At 47.7% G+C, this 22,089-nt stretch carries 16 protein-coding genes; 12 read left to right on the forward strand and 4 right to left on the reverse strand.

The annotated features are described in order from the left end of the window. The first annotated feature begins 19 nt into the window (after positions 1-19). Entirely contained in the window at positions 20-646 is a 627-nt protein-coding gene (locus tag ACYVC2_RS07140) for a hypothetical protein (protein ID WP_461101617.1), read from the forward strand. A gap of 95 nt (positions 647-741) precedes the next feature. Here the strand turns inward: ACYVC2_RS07140 and ACYVC2_RS07145 are convergent, their stop codons facing one another. Further along, positions 742-1,548 carry a hypothetical protein gene (locus ACYVC2_RS07145; RefSeq protein ID WP_461101618.1) on the reverse strand — a complete coding sequence of 269 codons (807 nt, stop codon included), beginning with the start codon at positions 1,546-1,548 and terminating at the stop codon, positions 742-744. 6 nt (positions 1,549-1,554) lie between these two features. Beyond that, a complete protein-coding gene (locus ACYVC2_RS07150) occupies positions 1,555-1,782 on the reverse strand; it encodes a hypothetical protein (RefSeq protein WP_461101619.1) in 228 nt (75 codons plus the stop codon). A gap of 221 nt (positions 1,783-2,003) precedes the next feature. On the opposite strand from ACYVC2_RS07150, the gene ACYVC2_RS07155 reads away from it, so the two are divergent. Then, positions 2,004-3,149, forward strand: a complete 1,146-nt coding sequence (locus ACYVC2_RS07155) for a restriction endonuclease subunit S (RefSeq protein ID WP_461101620.1) — start codon at positions 2,004-2,006, stop codon at positions 3,147-3,149. 46 nt (positions 3,150-3,195) lie between these two features. Here ACYVC2_RS07155 and ACYVC2_RS07160 read toward each other — a convergent pair whose 3' ends face one another. Further along, a complete protein-coding gene (locus tag ACYVC2_RS07160; protein WP_461101621.1) occupies positions 3,196-5,178 on the reverse strand; it encodes a hypothetical protein in 1,983 nt (660 codons plus the stop codon). 20 nt (positions 5,179-5,198) lie between these two features. Further along, a complete protein-coding gene (locus ACYVC2_RS07165) occupies positions 5,199-7,034 on the reverse strand; it encodes a trypsin-like serine peptidase (protein WP_461101622.1) in 1,836 nt (611 codons plus the stop codon). Positions 7,035-7,231: 197 nt separating this feature from the next. Between ACYVC2_RS07165 and ACYVC2_RS07170 the strand changes: the two genes are divergently transcribed. The 10 genes from ACYVC2_RS07170 (at position 7,232) to ACYVC2_RS07215 (ending at position 22,025) form a co-directional block, all read left to right on the forward strand. Continuing rightward, a complete protein-coding gene (locus ACYVC2_RS07170; protein ID WP_461101623.1) occupies positions 7,232-10,642 on the forward strand; it encodes a DEAD/DEAH box helicase family protein in 3,411 nt (1,136 codons plus the stop codon). A 65-nt stretch (positions 10,643-10,707) separates the two neighbouring features. Beyond that, positions 10,708-11,439, forward strand: coding sequence for a CRISPR-associated endonuclease Cas6 (locus ACYVC2_RS07175; protein ID WP_461101624.1), 732 nt, complete (start codon positions 10,708-10,710; stop codon positions 11,437-11,439). Then, positions 11,396-14,083, forward strand: coding sequence for a type III-A CRISPR-associated protein Cas10/Csm1 (cas10, locus tag ACYVC2_RS07180; RefSeq protein WP_461101625.1), 2,688 nt, complete (start codon positions 11,396-11,398; stop codon positions 14,081-14,083). Before ACYVC2_RS07175 ends, cas10 begins: the two co-directional genes overlap by 44 nt. Positions 14,084-14,087: 4 nt before the next feature. Further along, positions 14,088-14,585, forward strand: coding sequence for a type III-A CRISPR-associated protein Csm2 (gene csm2 / locus ACYVC2_RS07185; protein ID WP_461101626.1), 498 nt, complete (start codon positions 14,088-14,090; stop codon positions 14,583-14,585). A 20-nt stretch (positions 14,586-14,605) separates the two neighbouring features. Further along, the gene (gene csm3, locus ACYVC2_RS07190; RefSeq protein WP_461101627.1) at positions 14,606-15,319 is read left to right on the forward strand and encodes a type III-A CRISPR-associated RAMP protein Csm3; all 714 of its coding nucleotides are present in this window, start codon (positions 14,606-14,608) and stop codon (positions 15,317-15,319) included. A 3-nt stretch (positions 15,320-15,322) separates the two neighbouring features. After that, positions 15,323-16,366, forward strand: a complete 1,044-nt coding sequence (gene csm4, locus ACYVC2_RS07195; RefSeq protein WP_461101628.1) for a type III-A CRISPR-associated RAMP protein Csm4 — start codon at positions 15,323-15,325, stop codon at positions 16,364-16,366. After that, the gene (gene csm5, locus ACYVC2_RS07200) at positions 16,363-17,955 is read left to right on the forward strand and encodes a type III-A CRISPR-associated RAMP protein Csm5 (protein WP_461101629.1); all 1,593 of its coding nucleotides are present in this window, start codon (positions 16,363-16,365) and stop codon (positions 17,953-17,955) included. The genes csm4 and csm5 overlap by 4 nt, the downstream gene beginning before the upstream one ends. 41 nt (positions 17,956-17,996) lie before the next feature. Further along, positions 17,997-19,475: a hypothetical protein gene (locus tag ACYVC2_RS07205; RefSeq protein ID WP_461101630.1), complete on the forward strand. Its 1,479-nt coding sequence runs from the start codon at positions 17,997-17,999 to the stop codon at positions 19,473-19,475. Between the two features lie 407 nt (positions 19,476-19,882). Further along, on the forward strand, positions 19,883-21,115 hold the full coding sequence (locus ACYVC2_RS07210; RefSeq protein ID WP_461101631.1) for a PspA/IM30 family protein: 1,233 nt from the start codon (positions 19,883-19,885) through the stop codon (positions 21,113-21,115). 43 nt (positions 21,116-21,158) lie between these two features. Then, positions 21,159-22,025: a hypothetical protein gene (locus tag ACYVC2_RS07215; protein WP_461101632.1), complete on the forward strand. Its 867-nt coding sequence runs from the start codon at positions 21,159-21,161 to the stop codon at positions 22,023-22,025. Positions 22,026-22,089 lie beyond the last annotated feature (64 nt).

The raw sequence follows: 22,089 nt of genomic DNA on the forward strand, positions 1-22,089 counted from the left end.
TTTAACTTTAATAGAATGTATGAATTCTTCATCACAAAATTCTCTTGATACTTCCTATGAGTACCTGGACTTGCATGCTGATTCATGCGTAGAAACCTTATTGAATCAAATCAAGTCAGATCTGGAAAGTATTAATCAACATATAGATGGTGATGATGAAGGCCCACTAGAAAACTGCTGGGACGAAATTTGTGCGCAGCGGCAGGGAGAAGAATTTTATTCCTGGGAATTTTATGAAATGACTATTGAGGGTGTCATTGAAGGATGCTTTGAGTCGCTCAGCCATCAAGAGCAGCTGTTTGTCAACTTTGCTGCAGTACAAGCGTCTAATACTATTGATGAGCTTGACTATGAAAGCATTAATATGGACGAGATTAGTACTTTCTTAATGCATAAGATACTGCAAATTGCGCTGAATGACACTAATCCGCGCGTTCAGGCTTATTTAGATCCGTATAGTGAGGATCACGAAAGCAATCAACATAATCTCGATGAGTATGTATTGCTGCGTATTGATCCAGCCCGACGCAGTGACTTTCTTGCCGCACTCAGTTTGTTTGGCTTTGTGGAAAACATTGAAATCGACGCACAGGCGGAACCATATTTCACGGACCTGCTTGATAACCTGGATGTATCAAACAGGTAGCACGTTTCTCTAGCCAGAGGTTGGATAAACCTAAAACGGATCATTGATCAAGCCCACCTAGCCCCATGATCAAACGAGCATAACCCCCTGATAAATTATTCAGTCAGAAATTTTTCCTCGACATAGGTAATGTACCATTCAGGAACGTCATCGGCGGTTACCATGAGATCGGTGCCGTTTTTGCGGGCCACTTCAATACTGGTCACTTCGATATCATCTACCTTCGTCTTGTTTTGGCCGTCTGTAGAATTGTCGAAGAGATAGGCTTCGTCGGCCAGCCGGAGTGCCCCAGCCAGGTTATCCAGTGAACCTAAATAGCGACTGCGGATTTTCGCTTCATCGACTGGATGCCCACCCAGCGCCACGCGGTTTTTAACCCGCGCTACGTTGATATCCGGATCGCGGGTGGTAATATAATACAGGCGCACGGTGAAGCCCGCGTCTCGGGCCAGCCGCATAATTTCCAGCTTGTCAGGATGCGACATGACGGTTTCGAAGGCGAACGATTGCTGGGTTCGGATGAGAGCGTATCGGATAAAGTCGATGATGAGAGCCGCCAGGTACGAATCCGGTTCCAGCAGGACGGCTTTGATGATGATGCTACCGCGAACCAGTTTGACGTATTCCAGCAAATCATCTACGCTGATTTGTTTTACCTGGCAGATCTTGACGGTCAGGGTGGATTCCATCACAAACTGATTCCAGTCGGTCAGGGAGAGCGACTGAAGCCGATAGGCCCGCAAATCGCAGAAGGGTTTCGTCCGTAGCTGCTGCTCCAGATCATCGGCGTTGAGGTAATACGTACCGGTTGGGTAAGGATACGGATTCCCTTTCAGGACGTAATTGACAATAGTACTCTTACCGGAGCCATTGGGTCCGGCAAATAAGGTCAGGGTAGGCACGGGGTGTTATTGGATGATCAGCAGCCGCCGGGTAGGCTTCCGCAGAGGTGGCAACTGTTTAATCACGGTCCGGCTATTGCCGGGACCTAATTCGACCAGTTCGTCGCCCTCGGCAACAACAACAGGAAGATCGTTTTCGCGGGCTTCTAAAAAAGCGGCATGAACGGCCTGGGCAGCAACAGAAGCCACCGACAGATCGACGGTTAGTCCTGTTTCCTCTGGAATACTAATCATATGGTGCGACGTGTTCATAAACAAAACCGCTAAAGCTACAGAATAACGCTGAATAAGGCAAGGGCCGTATAATCAATAACAAACCGGATAAGCTTTTGATTCAGAAATGATTGAACGGTTTAATAATCCTGCAAACCTGTAAACCGGTTGTGGACCTGTACAACGGCCCCTTGTCCTTACTCATTAACTGACTATTTTCGCAACGTATGACGCATCAACCCATGACCAAAACTGTTACCCTCGGCGAGATTGTGAAAGTTTCACCAGAAAGCTATAAACCTGATGGTAAGCTGCAATACTACGTTGGCTTAGAGCATATTGAAAAAGATACTGGTAGAATTTCCGCACTGGCGAAAGAGGAATTAAATAATGCGATAAAAAACAAATTTTATGCTGGTGAGATCCTGTATGGTAAACTGCGTCCTTATCTAAATAAAGTGACTTTAGCTGAGCGCAACGGTGTTTGTTCTACAGACATTTTGGTGCTACGTCCAAGTCAAGCTGTTCATGCCCAGTATTTGCTACATTATATGCTCTCCGACAAATTTGTAGAGGATATGTCTGCCAATGTAGCAGGAGCCAATCTGCCAAGAGTTTCAACGAATTATATCTTAAATTATCCGATCCCCCTACCACCGCTCCCCGAACAACGACGGATTGCAGCTCTGCTGGACAAGGCCGACGCGCTCCGTCAGAAAGACCGCCAGCTTCTCGCTCACTACGATAAACTCGCCCAAAGCGTATTTCTGGATCTCTTTGGCGATTTTTCATCCTTCCCAAAAAAGACTGTCGCAGATATTGCTAGCAAAAAAAAATATTCTCTTTCTAGCGGTCCTTTCGGCTCAAGTTTAACGTCGGAACACTATACGAAGGAAGGAATTATTGTCTTAAGAGGCATGAACGTTACTAAAGGTAATCTGATCCTTAAGGATGTAAAATATGTATCTGAGCGCAAAGCAGCATCTCTTGAAAGAAGTGCTGTTTTTCCAGATGATTTGGTAGTTATAGCTGTAGGAAATTCAGGATTTTCTTGTAGAATTCCACACGACGCCCCACAAATGATTATGTCTCAAAATTTCAACAAAGTTACTCCTGATAAAAATATTATAAATCCTCTGTATTTTGAATATTGCTTTAATAGCAATCATGTCCAAAAACAATTACAGAAGGAGATAACAGACACTGTTAGAACCTTCTTAAGTTTAACTAAAATTAAAGAGGTTAATATACCCGTTCCACCGCTGCCCCTCCAAACCCATTTTGCCAATGTGATCGAGCAGATTGAGCGGCAGAAGGCGGTGGTGCGTCAGCAGATGGCGGCCAGTGAGGCCCTGTTTGGGCGGTTGTTGCAGGAGAGTTTCGGGTAGAGCCATAACGTGCCTATAAAACATGATGCTTTATAGGCACGGGATACTATTTATCTTTTTCTGCGTCTGCTTTACCAATAATAGTCTGTACTTTTTCATTCTGGCCAAAGTTGAATGTCAGTCCAACAAACCACTTTGTCCGCGTGTGGTCTACATATGTAAAACTAGTGGCCGGAGCCGTGAGGTAATAGTTGGCCGTATTGTCGTAGCGCGACGAGAGTTCCTTTCGCGTACCCACGGCCGCTCCAACACTGAGTACAAGTCGTTGCTGTCGACCCAGCATCAGGCTTCCACCCGCCAGATAAACAGGCCTACCTTGCGTTGTAACGCCGGCCCCAAGCGATAAACCAGCATTGAGCCCACCTTTAAACCAGGCTGTTCGCCAGTATAGGTGGCCGAGCGTAGCAAGGGCTAGCGTAATCCTGTCGTGTCGTTCGTCGGCTGGGCGCTGACGAATGACACTAACTTCTTTAGTTCCTCCTCCATCAACTGGTAACGTTTGCGTAGTCAATTCGTCGTAAGTAGCTTTCACTTCATCGGCTAACCCCGTCATGATCAAACCAGCACTGAAATCAAATTTAAAGCTGCCCACGACAGATACGTCGTAAAATTGCTTCACCGGAGTGGCGGTCGAGTCAAGCCGGTCGGTCGTAGTCATCGTAAAGCGAAGTAAATCAGCATTACTACGGGGTGCCTCAATCGAACGGGTAATCAGTTCGGCACCCTTCCGAACGCCACCCAGCCGCCCAAGGGTCGTAAAAATCTCTTTGGCAAGCCCTTCGGTCTTTGCGTATGCCGCTAAATCGGACAAATCAGCCCGCTCATCCGAAGAAAGAGGATGTTGGTCAGCAAATAACTTATCAACTTCTGTTTTGATCGCCGTCCGTAACGCAGCATCCCGTGCAAGCAGGGCATCAATTCTCTTTTTGAGAATGTCTTTCGGGGGCAACGTGGTGGAGAGCAGCGAATCGATACGTTTTTTGAGCGTCGCACTTAACGCTGTATTACGGGTTAGCAACGTATCCACTTTTTTAGCAAACTGCTCCTGTGATAACGTATCTTTTTTAAGTTGGGAGCTGATTTCATTCGACAACCGTTTAAGAACGATAGCCAGCATCGTAGCATCAACATAACCTCGATTCTTTAATTCCTGGCTTTGTGCGCTTACCAATGAATCGATTTCGTCAAGCTGCGCATCAGACAAACATTCGAGCTTCTGCATTTTCGTCAGCATCTCATTTAACGAACTGCGTATCGCTAAAATGACCCTAATTTTATCTGCAGAGGACTCCTTCACTATTGAGTCTGCTGCTGTACCTGCCGCTCCAGATTTAAAACTTTCTAAAATACCTTTGGCATCGGCAAGTGCTTTTGCCGGATCAGTATTTAAGGCGACCGTAGCAGCATCAACACTCACTTTATAGCGAAGCGGATTGATGTGATTTAACTGCAATTGCACTTTCTTGCCAGCGCGTGTGTAAGCCCACGTTCGGCCATTCGGTACAGTAAGTGGCATCTGTACTTCTTTGCAAAAATCTAGCACAAATTTCTCATTTCCCGTTTTTTTTTCTGATTTCGTGCCTTCTGGGGCTCTTTCAATTCCAGGTGAATTATCAACAGGTTCATTCAGGCTTATAATCACGTTCTGAGTTTCCCGAGGGGCATCCACGTTTGTTATCGTCAGACTTAGGGGATTGGTGCCCGACGTCCACGGCTGGCTGAATATCAACGATTTTGTTCCGTTACTTCCACTTAATTTCTTCTCGGGTAGTTGCGTACCGCTTAGCCTCAGTTTATCGGCCAGACTGGCCGGTACGTTGTCCAGTTGAAGCAGCACATCGATAGCAACGTTATCTCGGCGTAGTTGCTGAAAGGCTCCTGCTGGAAAAGCAACTGTCGCCGAAATTTTTTTGCCGGGTTCAAAGGCAGTTAACGAGAGTGCTTGCGTAATAGCAACAGGCTTTGGCGATTGCCCAAAGGAGAACAAAGCTGAAAACCATACACTCATGAAAAACAAATAGTTAGCCATTTCGATAAGCTGTAAAAGAGTTAAGCAACCGTTAAATGATGAGCAAAACAAAAATTACCAACAGGCAGTACGTAGGAGTAATCCTTATTGAATCCGATCAGGATTCCAATGACCCGCTTTTGGTCATCTTCTTCCAGAAACACGGCGGCCCCTGAATCCCCTTCATCGGCTAGCCGTTCGGTTTTAATAAGCCCTTTCATGGTTTGCGTAGGAATGCCTGGCACCTGGTATTCGCCTTCCTGATAAGGAGCCACGACTCTAGCTTCCTGATGGTTCGAACGGGCGCCAATCATAAAAACCGTTCGGCCTATATAGGTCTCTCCTGGCTGATTCAGGATATCTGAAAAAGCGCTGTCTGTACCCGTAGGAAAACTGGCTACGGTTGCCGGGTCCGTTAGACGCACCAGGGCAAAATCCTCACTGCTGTTAAAAGCCCCTTCCACTACGTCGCCAATGATGGCTGGACTACCGCCCACGCCGGGCACTGCTGCTGGCAGTCCTGCCGCAGAATGAAAGGATCGCTGACCAGCAGCCAGCAAGTCGGCACACAGCACATGATAGCAAGACAGTACATACTGAAAGTTGGCGTCTTTTAGCCGCAGACCCAGCGTCCCCCATATCGTCTGGTTCGCTCGCCGGATGCTGCCGCCAGGAGCCGTTGGTACGTTTAGCTGGAGTGTAGGTCCCGGATTATAAGCAAACTGGGTGATTCCTACTTCAGCCACATCGGTCGGAATCATGACACTCCGTCCGTCGGGGGTTACGAATGGAATCAGGGCGGGGATCTGACCAACCGTTAAATCCGGCACCTTACGTGTTACCTCAAACAGGGCTGACAATTGTCCGGTTGGCTGCCCCTGCGACTGTTTTGTCTGAAGGGCGATACCGGTTACATTAGGATACATCAGCCGCCAGCCAGCTCCCAACTGCTCAATAGCCGTCTGGATATCTCTGGAGGTTGGATTGCCGGGAAGAGTAGGTAATCCAGCCGTTCCCATTAAGCCACCGGATGTCGTTGAAAGGTTGGTGCTATCGTCCGGGAAGATCAGGTTTTTAATACCCTGCAGAAATTGCACCAGTCGCCCTGAAAAGAAGCCCATAATGAAGGCCACCAGAATTTGATTGGGGCTGTAGTCGATTCGTTCAATAACCGACTTATCCGAAACGGCCAGACTTAACCCCAGAAAAATGACCAGTGAGCATAGCGGAGCATAAAAAAACTTAGCAATATGTACCCAGACCTCATTTTTATCGAATACGCTGTCTCCCGTTCGCAACGCTTCAGAAACGCTATAGAGCAGGCTGGCAATCAGTCCAAACCAGGTCCAGAACAGGACTTCGGCATATAGCCCGCCGTTGTAGAGCCAGAAGTAGGATCGGACAGGAAAAACATAGTCGCTGAGCGATCGGATCAGGTCCGCGGGAAGTCTGAACATGCCGATCCATCGGATCACCTGAAGGGTATCCGTGTCCAGCAAATTGTAGGTATTGGCGATATAAGCCATGACCCGCTGACGCTGGTAATCAGTAAGGGGCTTCTGGCTATCGGGAATAGCGGTTGCGGTCGTGCTGGGTACCGGCGTCGTAGCTGTCAGCTTCTTTGCGGCTGCTGCTACATTTTTTGGGGCCGCGGGTTTATCGTTTACCGTCGTTGTTGACTGCGGTTTGGCCGGTACAACTTCATCATAGATCAGGCTGCTGATGATGGTTACATCAGATGTTGTCAGTTTGGTCTTCGATCGGCCTGGAGGAAGAAGCAGATGCAGCAGCAGGTAGGTAACTCCCAGAATTCCTAAGATACTGATTATATAGCCAAACCAGCGTTTAGGGGTCAGCTGAGGAAAGGGCTGTGGCATAGGCATGTACGTTTGAATATAATTGTCAAAAATCTACCCGTTTAGTGCGGAAGACAATGGGGTTTTTCCCGTATTTGCCCGAGAGTTTTCTGCCTGTTTCCATGAGGACCATTGAGTTGATCTTCATTCATTATAAATGAATAAAATAGGCCTTTTGGCTTATATTTGTTTATAACACTATGTTCTAAATTCCCTTTATGAATTCAAACTTTTCCTTTCTGACTCAAACCCTTCCTGATATCGGCGAAACGGCTCAGTCAGCCGAACAATTTACGCGGGTCAAACCGGTTATTGGCGCTTCCCTCTGTCGCAAAGGGCTTGAGGAACTGGTCATGTATATGTACGCCAATGACCCGCGGCTGACACCCTCGTTTCCGACCGACCCCAAAGAGCGCACCCTGGCCAAACTGATTGGCAACTGGGAGTTCAAGCGGCTGCTGTCGCCCGTACTGAAAGATCAGCTTTTTTTGCTCAAAGATTACGGCAACAAAGCCATACATGCCAGCGATGCCAAAGTGACAACCGACGAAGCGCTCGTGGCGTTGAAAGCGCTCTATGGGATTTGTGCTTTGGCGGTACGTACTTATTTCGGTCAATCCATTTCAATTCGTCCGTTCGACGAAACCCTGATTCCTGCCCAGGCTACGTATCAATCCGCTGACGAACGGGCCGAACTCGAAGCCAAGCTGGCCGAACAGACGTTATTGACCGACATTCATGCCGAGCAACTTCGGGCCAAGGAAGCCGAAATCGACCGGCTAAAAGCGCAGCTCAATCAGAATACGGCGGCCCTGCAAACCTACACCGGTGCCTTTACGGAGGCCGAAACCCGTCAGCTATTCATCGACAAGCTGCTGCGCGAAGCAGGATGGATCGTTGCCAGCAAACCCGGCAAACGGGCACCGGACGAAAACGTGTCTACTGAAGAAGTCATTAGTCCGGGCAACATAGCAGATTATATCCTGTGGGGAGCTGATGGCTTACCCTTAGCCGTAGTCGAAGCCAAACGCGCAACCGCCGACTGGGACAAGGGCCAGCAACAGGCCGTCCGCTATGCCGACGCGCTGGAAGAGCGCTACGGTCGACGTCCGTTAATCTACTATACTAACGGATTCCGAACTGGTTTTTGGGACGACCAACGCTATGCCCCCCGTGAAGTGCAGGGCTTTCATAAAGCAGCGGAGATGGAGCTGACTATTGGCCGACGAACCCGCCAACAGCCTGTCGGTACGCAGAAAGTGTCTACGTATATAGCCGATCGTTATTATCAGAAACAGGCTATTGCCGCCGTTGGTGAACACATCGGTCATGGCTTCAGGAAGGCGCTGGTCGTGATGGCAACGGGCAGTGGCAAGACGCGGACAGCCGCTGCCCTGGTCGACGTACTGATGCGGGCAGGCTGGGTTCGGCGGGTGCTATTCCTGGCCGACCGGCGCACGCTGGTGAAACAGGCCTGCGATAACTTTGGTAGTTATTTGCCCGATTATACGGGCATCAATCTGCTAACCGACGATATCTCTCCCGCGGCCCGGATCGTGTTTTCTACCTATCAGACTATCCTCAACCGAATCGATCATGAATGGCAGGATGGGAGCCGCACGTTGGGGGTCGGGTATTTCGACCTGATCCTCATCGATGAAGCCCACCGTAGTATTTACAAAAAGTACGGGGCTATTTTCGATTACTTCGATGCCTTACTGGTCGGATTGACTGCTACGCCCAAAGACGAAACCGACCGCGATACGTTCCGATTTTTCGGCCTGCCCAACGATCAGCCTACCTACGATTATCCGCTCAGTAAAGCCGTCGACGACAAGTATCTGGTGCCCTATCGGGGCGTGTCGGTGCCGCTTAAATTCATGCGTCAGGGCATTCATTACGATGAGCTGACCGACGAAGAAAAAGAGCAGTACGAAGAAACCTTCAGTGATGACGACGGCAACGTACCCGAAGGAATCGATGCTGAGGAGTTGAATACCTGGCTGTTTAACCGCGATACAGTTGATAAAGTGTTGGTGCATTTGATGACCAATGGGCTGAAAATTGAAGGTGGAGACCGGCTGGGGAAATCCATCATTTTTGCCAAAAACCACGCGCATGCCGTGTTTATCGTGGAGCGGTTCAATGCGTTGTTTCCAGCTTATAAAGGACATTTCTGCAAATTGATCGACTACTCGCTGGGCAACGAAACCGACCGAGCCATCAGCGAATTTACAGACCCAAAACAGCACGATTTTCAAATTGCCGTTTCGGTCGATATGCTTGATACCGGCATCGATATTCCCGACGTGGTGAATCTGGTCTTTTTTAAACGCGTTTTGTCGAAAGCCAAATTCTGGCAGATGATCGGACGTGGTACCCGCCTTCGTCCCGATCTATTTGGCCCTGGTCAGGATAAAACCCATTTCGTTATTTTCGATTACTGCGGCAACTTCGAGTTTTTTGCCCAGCAGCTCAACGAAGTCAGTACACCAATCCCACCCAGTTTAAGCGAGCAGATTTTCAGAACCCGGCTTCGACTGGCTTTAGCTCTGCCGGTTGACAGCACAAACGAACCGTCGGATGCTGAAACCCAGGACCTCCGGAAAACCCTGTTTCAAACGCTGTATGGGCAGGTACAGTCGCTCAACGAAGATAGCTTTCTGGTTCGACGGCAGTGGGAACGAGTGATTAAATTTAAAGACGAAGGCCGTTGGAAAGCTTTAGCAAACGGGAGTCCTGATCCCGCCGACCTGGCCGATCTGGAAACGCACATCGCCCCCTTAATTACCGATGAACGTTCGGATGAGTCAGCCCGGCGGTTCGATCTACTCCTGTTGCAGACTCAGCTAAACCGGGTAGTGGGTACTTCGGAGCGGGTCGCCAGCCTGGTTGGTAAAGTTCGCCAGATTAGCCGTGGCCTACAGAAGAAAGGCGGTATTCCACAGGTAACCCAGCAGATGCCGCTGATCGACAGGGTAGCCGGTATAGACTACTGGAAGTCGGTCAGTACGCCGGCGCTGGAACCTGTTCGTCTGGCTATGCGTGGGCTCATACGCTACCTGGACAAAGAGTCGCGCCCGGTTATGTACACCGATTTTACGGACGAATTTATGGGCGAAGAGCAGGTACACGAACACCTTGTCGGCTACGTCAGCAGTGAAGCCTACCGGGATCGTATGGAACAGATTATTCGTCAGAATGCCGATCATCTAACGGTTCGTAAACTGCGCAGCAACCAGCCGATCACTGAGCATGAGTTACAGGAATTGGAGCGTATGCTGTATGAAAAGACCCATATCGAATCGCCCGAGCAGTTTGCCGAAGCCGTAGGACAAAAACCACTGGGCGCGTTTGTCCGCCAGATTGTAGGGTTGGACATCGTAGCGGCCAAAGCTGCTTTTTCAGCCTTTATTGATACGAATCAGCTATCGACAACCCAAATTGATTTTGTCAATACATTGATCGACTATCTGGTCGAGAATGGCACTGTCGAAAAGAAAATACTGTACCAGCAGCCCTTCACGGATATTGATAGTCGAGGTGTCACGAATTTATTCAGCGACAAAACAAAGCAGTTATTCCACATTATCGATAATATCAACGCTAATGCACGCGCCTTAGCCTAAGAGGTCGACAAATTTCCAGTATAAGCAACTCGATAGATACTTTACAAGCTTTACCTAAACACACCTTGAAACGAATACGCTACCTCACAGTCCGCTTTGATGCGGAAATCAAGTCCTACGAAATTCCGGCCTTTCGTTCCGCGATTATCGAAAAAGCGGGACGCGAACACCTTAACTTTCATAATCACCTCGGGGATTCAGGGTTTAATTATCGGTATCCCGTTATTCAGTATAAACGGATTGGCCGTAATGCTGCTATTGTCTGCGTTGATGAAGGGGTAGATGACATTCACCACTTCTTTGCGAACCGCTCCTGGGACATTCACATCGGTGACCGCCCTGTAACCCTACAGGTAAAAGACCTGCGTCTGAATCAGTATACCCTGCAGGCTTGGGAACACACCTTCCGCTTTTGTATCACCGACTGGATCGCCTTAAACCAGGAAAACTATGCCCGGTATGAAGCGACCACCGGATTGATCGAACGTGCCGAACTGCTGGAGCGCACACTAACGGGAAACATTCTGTCGATGGCTAAAGGATTAGACTGGTTCATTGATAAAACCGTTCTGGTAAACATTCGTGATATAGCACCTATACGCTGGCAGAAGTTCAAAGAGCAGCGCATGGCCACTTTTGATGTTGAATTTGACTGTAATGTTTTTCTGCCCGACTTTATCGGATTAGGTAAAGGTGTGAGTACCGGATTTGGCGTAGTAACGCAGCTACGGAATAACCGGCAGCGGACAATACATGAGAATAAACAATCGCACCCACAACCAGATGATGAATACTGAAAAAGACAATACAAGAGAACTGGTGTATCTGGCGGGGCTTCTGCACGACATCGGGAAGTTTTACCAGCGTGCGGACTCCGAAGGGGTCGTTACCTCAAAATTACTTTCGCCAGAGGTAAAAGCTTTAGAGAGTACACTTTGTCCAAAAGGTCAATTTGACCAATACACCCATAAACATGTTCTCTGGACATACCAGTTCTTTGAGACATTCAAAGGCTTATTTATTGATGTATTGCCGTCTGATCAACAACGTCAACTGGCGCTACTGGCTGCTGCTCACCACAAACCCAATCCGGCCAGTCTGGAGGAAACGATAATTCAGCTGGCAGATCATTACTCATCTGGCATCGACCGAACTAGCCAAGAGGGGATGATTGACGAATTTCAAGAAAACCCAAAAAAAGGGGGTGCTCATTGGGATGACTTTAAAAAAGTCAGAATGGTCAGCGTGTTTGAGACGATTTACGACGAAAAAACCAAACGTTACCGCTTACCAATCTCCCCGATCACTTTCAGCCGTTCGTACTTTCCGCAAACATCGGCAGCTGATTTTGACCAGTCGGCTCCCCAACAATACCAGTCGCTCTGGCGGGATTTTTCAGCGGAATTAATGACTCTTGGTAACCAGCAAAACCGGCCCAGAACCCTCGGAACGCTAGCCGACACGCTGCTGTTTTTGCTTGAAAAATATACGGTTACGGTACCCAGCAGTACACAGCATTTACCCGATGTATCGCTATACGATCACTTGAAAAGCACGGCAGCTCTGTCGCTATGCCTGCTGGATTATTGTCGGGAGAAGCCGTTGAAAAAGCCCACGATTCAATCCGACGATACCCCGTTATTGTTGATTGGCGGTGATTTGTCCGGAATTCAGACGTTTATCTATGATATTATTGGTCGTAGCGCAGCGAAAAATCTAAAAGGTCGATCCTTTTATCTGCAACTGATGGTCGATAGTATTGTGCAATATTTACTTGACGGGCTCAGACTTCATCGGGCCAATATCATTTACAGCTCAGGAGGAGGGTTTTATTTGCTTGCCCCAAATACCCAATTCAGCCAAATCGAACTACCAAAACTCCAGCAGGAAATTGCAGACAAGTTACGCAATGAGCAGGGTGTAAAGCTCTTTCTGGCGATGGACTCCCAGCCCATCACACCGGCGCAGATTTACGGACAAGACAAACTCAATACAATTGGAACCGTTTGGGCTGGGTTGACGGAGAAGTTGGCAGCCCAAAAGAAACGGCGATTCTCGTCTACACTGGCAACAACGGATTATGCTTACTTTTTCACACCCAGCGAGGTAGGTGGCGAAAGTCGCGGCAATCGTGATGCAATTACCAGTGAAGAGTTTGCGCCGGGCGAAGAGCGCTTTCCCCTTGGGCCGACAGAGAACGCGGACGAGGCCAACCAGCGGGTTCGAAAGGCAACGTTTGAGCAAATCCGGCTGGGACGTACTCTGCGCGAGTCAATACGCTATGTGGTGAGAGCAAATCAGCGAATAGACTACTGGGAGCCAGACGAACCAACGTTCGGTCACAAAACCCCTCGTTTTTTTAATCCGCTCAACCTGGGTCAGTATTATTATTTCATCGGTGAAAGCCAGCTTAATACCTTTCGCACCCTGGCCAGGGGAAGTGTAGATGATGTGCTGGTGCAGAGTGTAAATACCAGTCAGACGTCGGGCTTTCAACTTCCGGGTAACAATCAGACGTATGGATTCACATTTTATGGCGGCAATACAATCCCCCGTGGCCAAAAAGGCGAACCTAAATATTTTGATGAGCTGGCAGGGTCGGAAAGTCTGAATTTTAAACGGCTGGGGATTTTGCGGATGGATGTCGATAATCTGGGGTTCTTGTTCAAAAACGGATTTTCGGCTGGTAAACGTACCTTTTCGCGCTACAGCACGCTAAGTCGGTCGCTCGATTACTTTTTTAAAGGTTATCTGAATCACATTCGGGAATCGAATGAAGAGTTTCGGGAAAACACGTTTATTCTCTACGCTGGTGGCGATGATCTGTTTATTGTTGGTAAGTGGGACGTAACATTACGTTTTGCTGAGACCATTCAGCGCGAATTTGCCGCTTGGACCTGCCACAGCAATCATCTTGGTATTTCAGGAGGGGTAGCTATTGTCCCCACAAAATATCCGATCGCCAAAGCCGCCGACCAATCCGCCGATGAGGAAAAACGGGCGAAGAATCACAGATATGCCGACCGCGAAAAGAACAGCTTGAGTTTGTTTGGAACTCCGCTGGCGTGGGGGGAAGAATGGCGTATTGTGACTGAATTAAAAGACGATCTTAAACGGCATATCGGTGGAGAAAAAAATATCCCGAAAGCCTTGATCTCAAAAATCAGTACACTCTACACAATGCAACAGGAGCAGAAAAAGAATCAACAGAACCCAAGCTGGCGTTGGCTATCGGCTTATGATCTTGGGCGGGCGCGTGAACGGGCTAAGTCCGACGAGGCTAAACGCTTTTTCGATCAGTTGAAAACCGATCTGTTTACAAACCGGACCTACAAAGGCCAAACCTTAACGGGGACTACTTATGATTTTCTGACACTGCTTAATGTTGCGGCTCGATGGGCCGAACTAGAGATGCGAAGCGAAGATAAACAATCCGATTAATCAAATGGCACAACAACCCTACAATTATAGCCGCGACCGGGGTGGCTATTCATCCAGAGATGCCGGCTCAAGTCAACAGAGTGGTCCTCCCACTTATGGCAATAGCGAAAAAAAAGTTGCTTTCTCTGCCGACTGGATCACGAATGGTATAACCGACGATGCTATCGTTTTCGCTGAAGGATTTGGTGATCATCTAAAGAATAGCAGTTTCACTACTTCGCAGATACGAAATGTCTTTGGCGAAATAAAACGAATCCAAATGGCAGGATTCGACACAGCGAAGACTGATTTTCTCCTCTTGAAGCCTAAGATGGCTTACGCGGCCCGTCGGGCGCAGGATAAAGACAAATCAACGGGAGCAGCTGACTTTGAGCGGGTAATGAAGTTAGCTCATGAATCTGTCGGAGCTCGTACAGAAGGGGATGGGAGACGATTTAAAAACTTCTGTGATTTTATTGAAGCCATACTTGCTTACCACAAAGCCGCCGGTGGCCGTGATTAACTTCAAACTAACTGATAGACATGAAATTAATAAAAAAGATCCTGATACAAGGTGAAATCGAAGCCTTGACCGGTCTGATGATTGGCGGGTCCAACACCGCGATGGGTATTGGCGGCCCAGACAAGATGGTCATTCGTAATCCAATCACTAAGCAACCTTACGTGCCGGGCAGTTCGGTTAAGGGCAAAATGCGCTCTTTACTCGAAATTTCATTTGGCTATATTGGCGAAAAGGCGATGGGGAAAGTGAAAAACGGTCCTGGTGAAAATCCAGATCATCAGACAACCGTATTGTTTGGATCAGCCCGTGGAGATGATCGTCAACGGCCATCGCGCATCATTTGCCGGGATGGTTTTCTACTTAATCCCGAAGACTTAAAGGGAACAGAATTACCTTTTACCGAAGCAAAAACCGAGGTAGTGATTGACCGAATCACGTCGGCAGCCATGCCTCGTACTTTTGAACGCGTTCCCGCTGGTGCGCGCTTCGGGTTGAACATCGTTGTCAATATATTCGATGAAGATAAATATAGTAGTGAGCTTCATAACCTCACTTACAAAGCCCTTCAACTTCTTCAGGACGATTACCTTGGCGGATCGGGTTCTCGCGGAAATGGGCAGGTGAAAATTAGAATCCAGTCGGTTGTTGAGCGGACCAGTGAATTTTATCAGGGTAAAGTCGGTCAGAGCGAATTGTCGCTTGACGCAGCTAATGTCCCCCAAGATTTGCGCTAAACCATGGCTTTTCGCACTTATCGAGTGTTAAAAATGCACTTTCGCTCACCTTTACACCTCTCGAAGGGTAAAACCGACGAATATGGTGAAAGCGAAGACGTGCTACACGCTGACACCCTAAAATCGGCCTTATATGTTTGCGCCCGACAGGTCTTTGGGACTGAAAAAACAGGGGATACAGCTGCTTTTTTCAAACGGTTTCGCATCACATCAGCATTTCCATTTGTGGGAAATGAACTGTTTTTTCCAAAACCGCAGATTCGCATTCAGCCGTTTCTAAACACTGAAGTGTCAGAAGAAAGACAAGCTAAGAAACATAAAAAGCTGGCGTTCCTGGGGCAATCGTATGTAGAAGATCTGATCACGGAGCGGAAACGGAGCCTGCGTGCTAATGATTTTACCGCCGATGGCCGGTTTGTCAGTGATCATGCCGACGTGCGGGCGCTAGGCGATACTCCTGTATTCGCTACGGATGTGCAACAACGCGTTACCATCCCGGCTAACTATGAAGAAGATCCATTACCCTATTATGTAGATCGCCTGTACTTCAGCCATAATACTGGACTATGGTTTGCTTTTGAAGGGATAGATGGTGATGGAACCATCTATGACGAAATGCTGGCCGCTCTAAAATACCTTGGTGACAATGGCATTGGCACTGATAGGAGCGTTGGTAATGGACAATTTGAGGTAATGGAAGCCGCACTTACGCTACGCGTATCCGATGACCCTTCCCATCATATGCTGCTATCGCTATGGTGTCCCCAACAAAACGAGCTTACGGCGGCTTACCTGGACCAGAGTGCGTACAGCATGCTCAAACGAGGAGGTTATATAGCAAGCCCCGAACGACTGGAACACCTGACTTACCGAAAGAAATCAATCTATATGTTTACGGAAGGTTCCGTATTTCCGCACCGGACAGGCGGGTTGCCAGACGGCAAAATCGTAGATCTAAAACCCGATACTCCCGAAGTAACTCAGCATGTATGGCGCGACGGACTGGCTTTTACTATTCCAATCACGCTTTATCCAGAAAATTCATGAACACGCGACACGTTCTGATCGAGACGCTTACGCCTTTGCATATCGGCAGTGGCCGTTTTTTGCAGGGTAATACAGAATATTTATATTTCCCCGAAGCCAATGTAGTAGCTGTTGTTGATGAGCGAAAAATATTGGATGTTATCGGGGAAGAAAATCTGGAACAATGGGTACAGATCATTGATAACGAGCAGGACTTATTTGACTACGTTCGCAAACGTAAACCAACGTTGGCTCCGGCTGATGTAGCCCAGCGCATGATGACGACGATTGGTAAGCGTAAACCCGGAAAATGGTCAATTAATGGAAAAAATAAGTTTCCCACCATTCGTGAGCAACTGTTTTCAGGGAATGGTCAACCTATTTTACCGGGCTCTTCACTAAAAGGAGCTATTCGAACCGCTTTTTTCAATGCGTTAATCCAGGAAAATCCGGCAGCCGCTCAGCGGATCAGTGATTTTAAGCGGTTTGATGATCGCAAACAAAGAAATAGTTACAACGGTCAACGATTAGAGTCGAAATACTTCACCAACGTCAGTCAGCCGGGTGAGGTGCCTAACCATGATGTATTTCGGTTTCTCCGTGTTGGTGATGCCCATTTTGACAAGACGGTCTGTCTACTATCAGAAACACTTAATGAAAAAGGTGGACATACGTTTGAAATGAAAGACGACGTAAAACAGCTTATTGAGTGTATCCCGGACGGTGCTGAAGCGTTGTGTCGGGTGCAGATACCAGCCGAACTGATCAGCCTGCTTAACGAACGTCGTTATCGTGAGACTGCCGATAAAATCCCCCACCGGGATCGCATCAGCTGGACCCGTTTATTGCTCGATATTAACGCCAATACTAAACGGCTTATCCAAAAAGAAATTTACCAATATCAATCACAGCAATTACCTGATGGAGCCAGCGATTACCTCGACTCGTTAAAAGGGATGATGACTGGCTTAAAAGAAAATCAGTGTGTAATTCGGGTTGGTTTTGGCACCGGCTATCTGAACATGACCGGTGGCTGGGCAGAAGAACAATGGAAGGTAAGTTTGCCGAAAGATAAGTTTGCCGTCGAAATGGATGATCTGGCAGAAGCTGTTCGACGAAATGCGCGTTACAACCAATTTGCTTTGCCAAAGTCGCGGAAGATGGCTTTGGAAGGTATACCGCTGGGCTTCTTGAAGTTGACGGTTTTCTCCGAAAATGAGTTTGTTACCTGGCAGCAACAGGCAGGCCAGCGTGAGATCCAGAAGCAACTAAAAGCCGAAGCTCAACGCCTGGCTACTGAAGAATCTGCCCACGCAGCTGCGCAAGCCGAAGCCAGACGGCTGGAGGAGGAGCGTATGAAAGCTGAAGAAGCCCGTAAGCCGAAGCTATTCGAAGGGGTGCTCAAGCAGGGACAGGAACTGGACGCTGAAGTTGTTGTGTCAGCTAAGACCAACAAAGTAAAAGTGTATACCATAGGATACGAAACCAGGCAATTTGATTTAATAGGGTATTCAGGTGCAGAACCGGTTGGCAAAGTCGTTGTCGTAAAAGCTGATCAACTCGATAAAAAGAAAAACTTGTTACAGATTCGCTACGTCCGACCTAAATAATCGTTTCCGAGCTTCCCAGAATTCAACTCTTGAATGAGCAAATGAAAAATTATTTGATAATTACCGTTGGTACCCGGGATGTGCAGCTTCGGCGTGACTTGATCGAGCAGTCAGATGAATGGACGGTTCAGCAGGCATTTATTGAACGAGATGGGCATCGCATCGAGGTGTTTACTTCCAGAGATTTCCCAACTTATTACACGGTTTCGCCACGCGCCACGGGCCGGCAGTTAGCTACTCATCTACCGCTTGTGTTCGATGTGCTGGAGCTGCCGCTAATTACACCCGTTGTGGAGCAACTCGCTCAGGAGCAAAAGCCGGTCGATACCGTCCTGTTAATTTACACGAATCAGGAAAAGGAATACTGCGAAGGGAATGTAAAGGCATTTCACTACAATAACGATACGATTCATCTGACAACGGTCATTGAGTTAATGCTGAAGCAGCATCCCTGGCTGACTGATGCGGAGTTTGACCAGTATGAAATTTATGAACGGGTTGCCGACATTGATTACCAATACGAGCAGTTTTCGGCCAGGAATCATTCGCTTTTCGACAACGTAGATGATATAAAATCTATCTTTCTGTTGCCACAGGGGGGAATCGACCAAGTTAATCAGGCGGTTACTCTGCAATTGATTCAGGCTTTCAAGCACAAAGTAAAACTTTATCAAAAGCCTGATGGAAAAGATCCGCTTGTGCTAAAGTTCACAGACAAGTTTCTGGATGATTTAAATAAACAGAAGATTCTCAAGCATCTGGATGACTATGATTTTGGGTTGATTGCTGGCCTCCTTTCTGATGAAGATCCTTATAAGGAAGTGATTGACATGTATGCCAAGTTTGCCTATTACAAGTTGAATTTAAATTATACTAGCTTCCCCAAAGGGGTTCCTGGAGAGTTTAAGGAAAAGCCTATTACAACAGAAACAAAATGCAGAGACTTATATCTGTCAGCAAAAATCCTTTATCACCAGAAAGATTACGGCAATTATTTATTGCGAATGTACACTTTACTGGAAAACTTATACCGGGTCAAATTCGATCAGATATTAGGTGATACTGCTCATTTTTTTGATAGCGTATACGAAAACCCAAATAACAGAAATAGCAAGTGGATTAGTCTTTTAAGCGGTTACACAGATACTAAAGATAGTGAGGGACGGGATTTGCTGGGCTATTTACAAACCTGTAAGGTATCTGGGCACAGTCTGAAAATAAATAACCCCAACAGGTACTTGTACAAACACGGCTATGAGTTTCTAATAGCATCAGGGGCATTAGATGATAGTGATGAGTATAGAGCTCTTCTTCAAAAAGCAGACCAGATACTCTCCCAACTGTCCAATTTTCGTAATAAGGCTACACATAATTTGGCTTCCGTCAGCATTGAGCAACTAAGTAAAACTGTTGGGAAAGGTAAATTAGATGAATTAAATGTAACGCTCGACCAAATCTTCAATATCACTGGATTTGGTATATACGATCGTATTCGCAATGAGATAAGAAATTTACTTTGAACTACTTAAAACAAATCATTTGCATAATTTGCCATACTAGGGCAAAAAAACCGGTCTTTAATCGTCTGTCTATCAGGTGAGTCACTAGATAGGCTCTAGGAGTCTACATCTCGCAAAACAAGGATTACCACATATTCGGACTATTGTGACGGAAACGTTTGTCTTCTAGGAGTCTACATCTCGCAAAACAAGGATTAAGACAACACAAAGCTGTTCCAATACATGTCGTCCCTCTTCGCCTCGGAGTTTACATCCCGCAAAACAAGGATTATACTAGCTTCAATAGCTGGTGCTGTTCGTTCGTGGTGATAATACCGTAGAAGCTATGAATTCTTTCACTGACTGCAATTCTGTTACAGTAGAGGCTAGCATATTTGTATCATTAAATCACTTAGATACAACTAGCCATGACGACGTTCCCTACGACCTCCGCGAATAATCATACGAATCGCCCGAATTCTTCCCTACCGGGTACAAACGATTCGCTGCCCCCGGTAAACCTGCATAAGATCGGCTACGAAAAAGCCGAGCAGCATCGCGGCAACGCTCAAGCGTTCGGAAACTTGCTGAACCGTATTCTGCGCGGTTATCTGGTCGATGAAAGTAACAACACCCTTCGGCAGGAGGAAAAACGCCAAAACGTGGCTAGCCAAGTGCTGGAACTTGAGAAGCAGGTAGAAGCCATCCGCACCCAAATCCGGCAAAACGATGAGTCGGCGATTCCGGCGCTGGAGGAGGCTATCCGTCAGGAGGACGAGCAGATCCAGCAAATTCGACGAGACGAGGTTAATGGTGTGCGTAATCCAGATCATCGCGATCGGATGCAGCTCGGACTCTATAGTCTTCTGCTTGGTCTGCTTACCTTTTTCGTGTATTTGTTCTATACGTCAGCTTTTTACTCGGGCTTCTTCCGCGACTTACCTACTGAACTAAAAGCGGCTGGTCCTGAAGGGCAAACCAGCGTATTGTCGGCTATTTTTTCCAGGAAAGCCTTTACCACCCTCGATTTTCACTGGGCTGGCCCGCTTATGTTATTTGCCTTCGGTGGTTTTCTGCACGTTCTGCTGGCGATCAAAACCCGGTTGGGGCGCTTACTGACGGGTGTCATGGTGGCCTTAATTGCCATGACCGACGGGTTGATCGCTTACTTCGTGGAAGCCAAAAACAACGAGGTTAAGGTACTGATGGGGCTGGCAGAAGAGAACGATCATACCTGGTGGTCGTCGCCGGTATTCTGGTTAGTCATTGCAATGGGGTTTGTTGCCGCTATGGTTTGGAGTGGGCTATTGCAAGCTGTACTGCATGAATTTGGCAAGAAAGATGTAGCCCGCCTGGCCGCTATTGATATCAAACATTGCCGGGAGAAGCAGCAGGCGTTGCGTGAACAAATCAATACGCTTAAGGGCCAGACGGCGGAGTACACCGGTCAGATAGCTCAGATCGAGCTGGACATCAAAGCCCTGGAAGACAGTCGGCAATCAGTGGTGCTGAGCCCTTCGGAATTGGAAAAGCACGTGACCGATTTTTACGACGGCTGGCTGACGTATATCAACAACCGGATGGGTAACGATGCGGGCCTGCGTGACGACTGTGCGCGAGTGATGTCAGCGTTCTATACGCAGCATCTGACCAATGACTAATCAAACTGTATAGTTTCCTTTCACCCATTAATCTTTATCAATCATGACGACTTTCATCTTGCGCCCGTTTTGCCTACTCGTTCTGTTTGTTACGTGTTCCTCTTCTGGAGGTGCCTTTGCTCCAGCTGCCAGAACCCGCCCGATCAATGTAGTCGTGTTGCTTGATTTATCGGACCGGCTGCTGATAGCTGGCCAGCCGCAACGCGATATGGCATTGATTCAGACTGCTTTCAATCAGTTTGAGCAGCGGGTACGCCAGCAACTGATCATTAATTCTGCGGATCGATTTCGGGTCGTCATTGCTCCCCAACGAAACGTAACCTACGACGCGGAGGAATTCATGAATGGGCTATATCTGGACATGAGCCGGTTAAAGCTGGCCGAAAAGCGTAAGCAACTTGACGCTATCCATAAAGCGCTACCCGGCCAACTAACCAAACTCTATGCTCAGGCTACTGCCGGACGCTCAAAAACCCGTGATTTTGCGGGATGTGACCTTTGGCAGTATGCGAACGAGCAGCTGCCAACTGATCTGGACCCGGCTTATGATAACTGCCTGTTGGTTTTGACAGATGGGTATTTCGATTTTGAGCACAATACGCATGGCCTAACTCAGGGCAATCGTGCCACCGATGCCCGGGTACTTGATAGACTCAGAAAAGACCCGACCTGGCGACAAACCCTGACCTTACCCACCGAAGGTCTATTGCCCATAACGAAACCTCTACCGAATTTATCGGTTTGTGTGGCCGAAATTCAACCGAAATATGACCGGCTGGAAGAGACTGAGTTATTAGTGGCGGTTTGGCAAAAATGGCTCCAGGAGATGCGCGTTAAGCGCAGGCAGTGCCAGCTACGCAGTAGTTTACCGAAATCGCTCGCCAGCCTTACTGGTTTCCTGAGTCCGTAGAGAAGGAAGGGTTTAACCCTTCCTTCTATCCTTTGCGGCCTTTATGCCCGTGAATTCATCGAAG

This window comes from Spirosoma koreense, from assembly GCF_054777875.1.

Coding starts and splice junctions, on each gene's coding strand:
- ACYVC2_RS07140 (WP_461101617.1), top strand. CDS start 20: ATGAATTCTTCATCACAAAATTCTCTTGATACTTCCTATGAGTACCTG.
- ACYVC2_RS07150 (WP_461101619.1), bottom strand. CDS start 1,782: ATGATTAGTATTCCAGAGGAAACAGGACTAACCGTCGATCTGTCGGTG.
- ACYVC2_RS07155 (WP_461101620.1), top strand. CDS start 2,004: ATGACCAAAACTGTTACCCTCGGCGAGATTGTGAAAGTTTCACCAGAA.
- ACYVC2_RS07160 (WP_461101621.1), bottom strand. CDS start 5,178: ATGGCTAACTATTTGTTTTTCATGAGTGTATGGTTTTCAGCTTTGTTC.
- ACYVC2_RS07165 (WP_461101622.1), bottom strand. CDS start 7,034: ATGCCACAGCCCTTTCCTCAGCTGACCCCTAAACGCTGGTTTGGCTAT.
- ACYVC2_RS07170 (WP_461101623.1), top strand. CDS start 7,232: ATGAATTCAAACTTTTCCTTTCTGACTCAAACCCTTCCTGATATCGGC.
- cas10 (WP_461101625.1), top strand. CDS start 11,396: ATGAGAATAAACAATCGCACCCACAACCAGATGATGAATACTGAAAAA.
- csm2 (WP_461101626.1), top strand. CDS start 14,088: ATGGCACAACAACCCTACAATTATAGCCGCGACCGGGGTGGCTATTCA.
- csm3 (WP_461101627.1), top strand. CDS start 14,606: ATGAAATTAATAAAAAAGATCCTGATACAAGGTGAAATCGAAGCCTTG.
- csm4 (WP_461101628.1), top strand. CDS start 15,323: ATGGCTTTTCGCACTTATCGAGTGTTAAAAATGCACTTTCGCTCACCT.
- csm5 (WP_461101629.1), top strand. CDS start 16,363: ATGAACACGCGACACGTTCTGATCGAGACGCTTACGCCTTTGCATATC.
- ACYVC2_RS07205 (WP_461101630.1), top strand. CDS start 17,997: ATGAAAAATTATTTGATAATTACCGTTGGTACCCGGGATGTGCAGCTT.
- ACYVC2_RS07210 (WP_461101631.1), top strand. CDS start 19,883: ATGACGACGTTCCCTACGACCTCCGCGAATAATCATACGAATCGCCCG.
- ACYVC2_RS07215 (WP_461101632.1), top strand. CDS start 21,159: ATGACGACTTTCATCTTGCGCCCGTTTTGCCTACTCGTTCTGTTTGTT.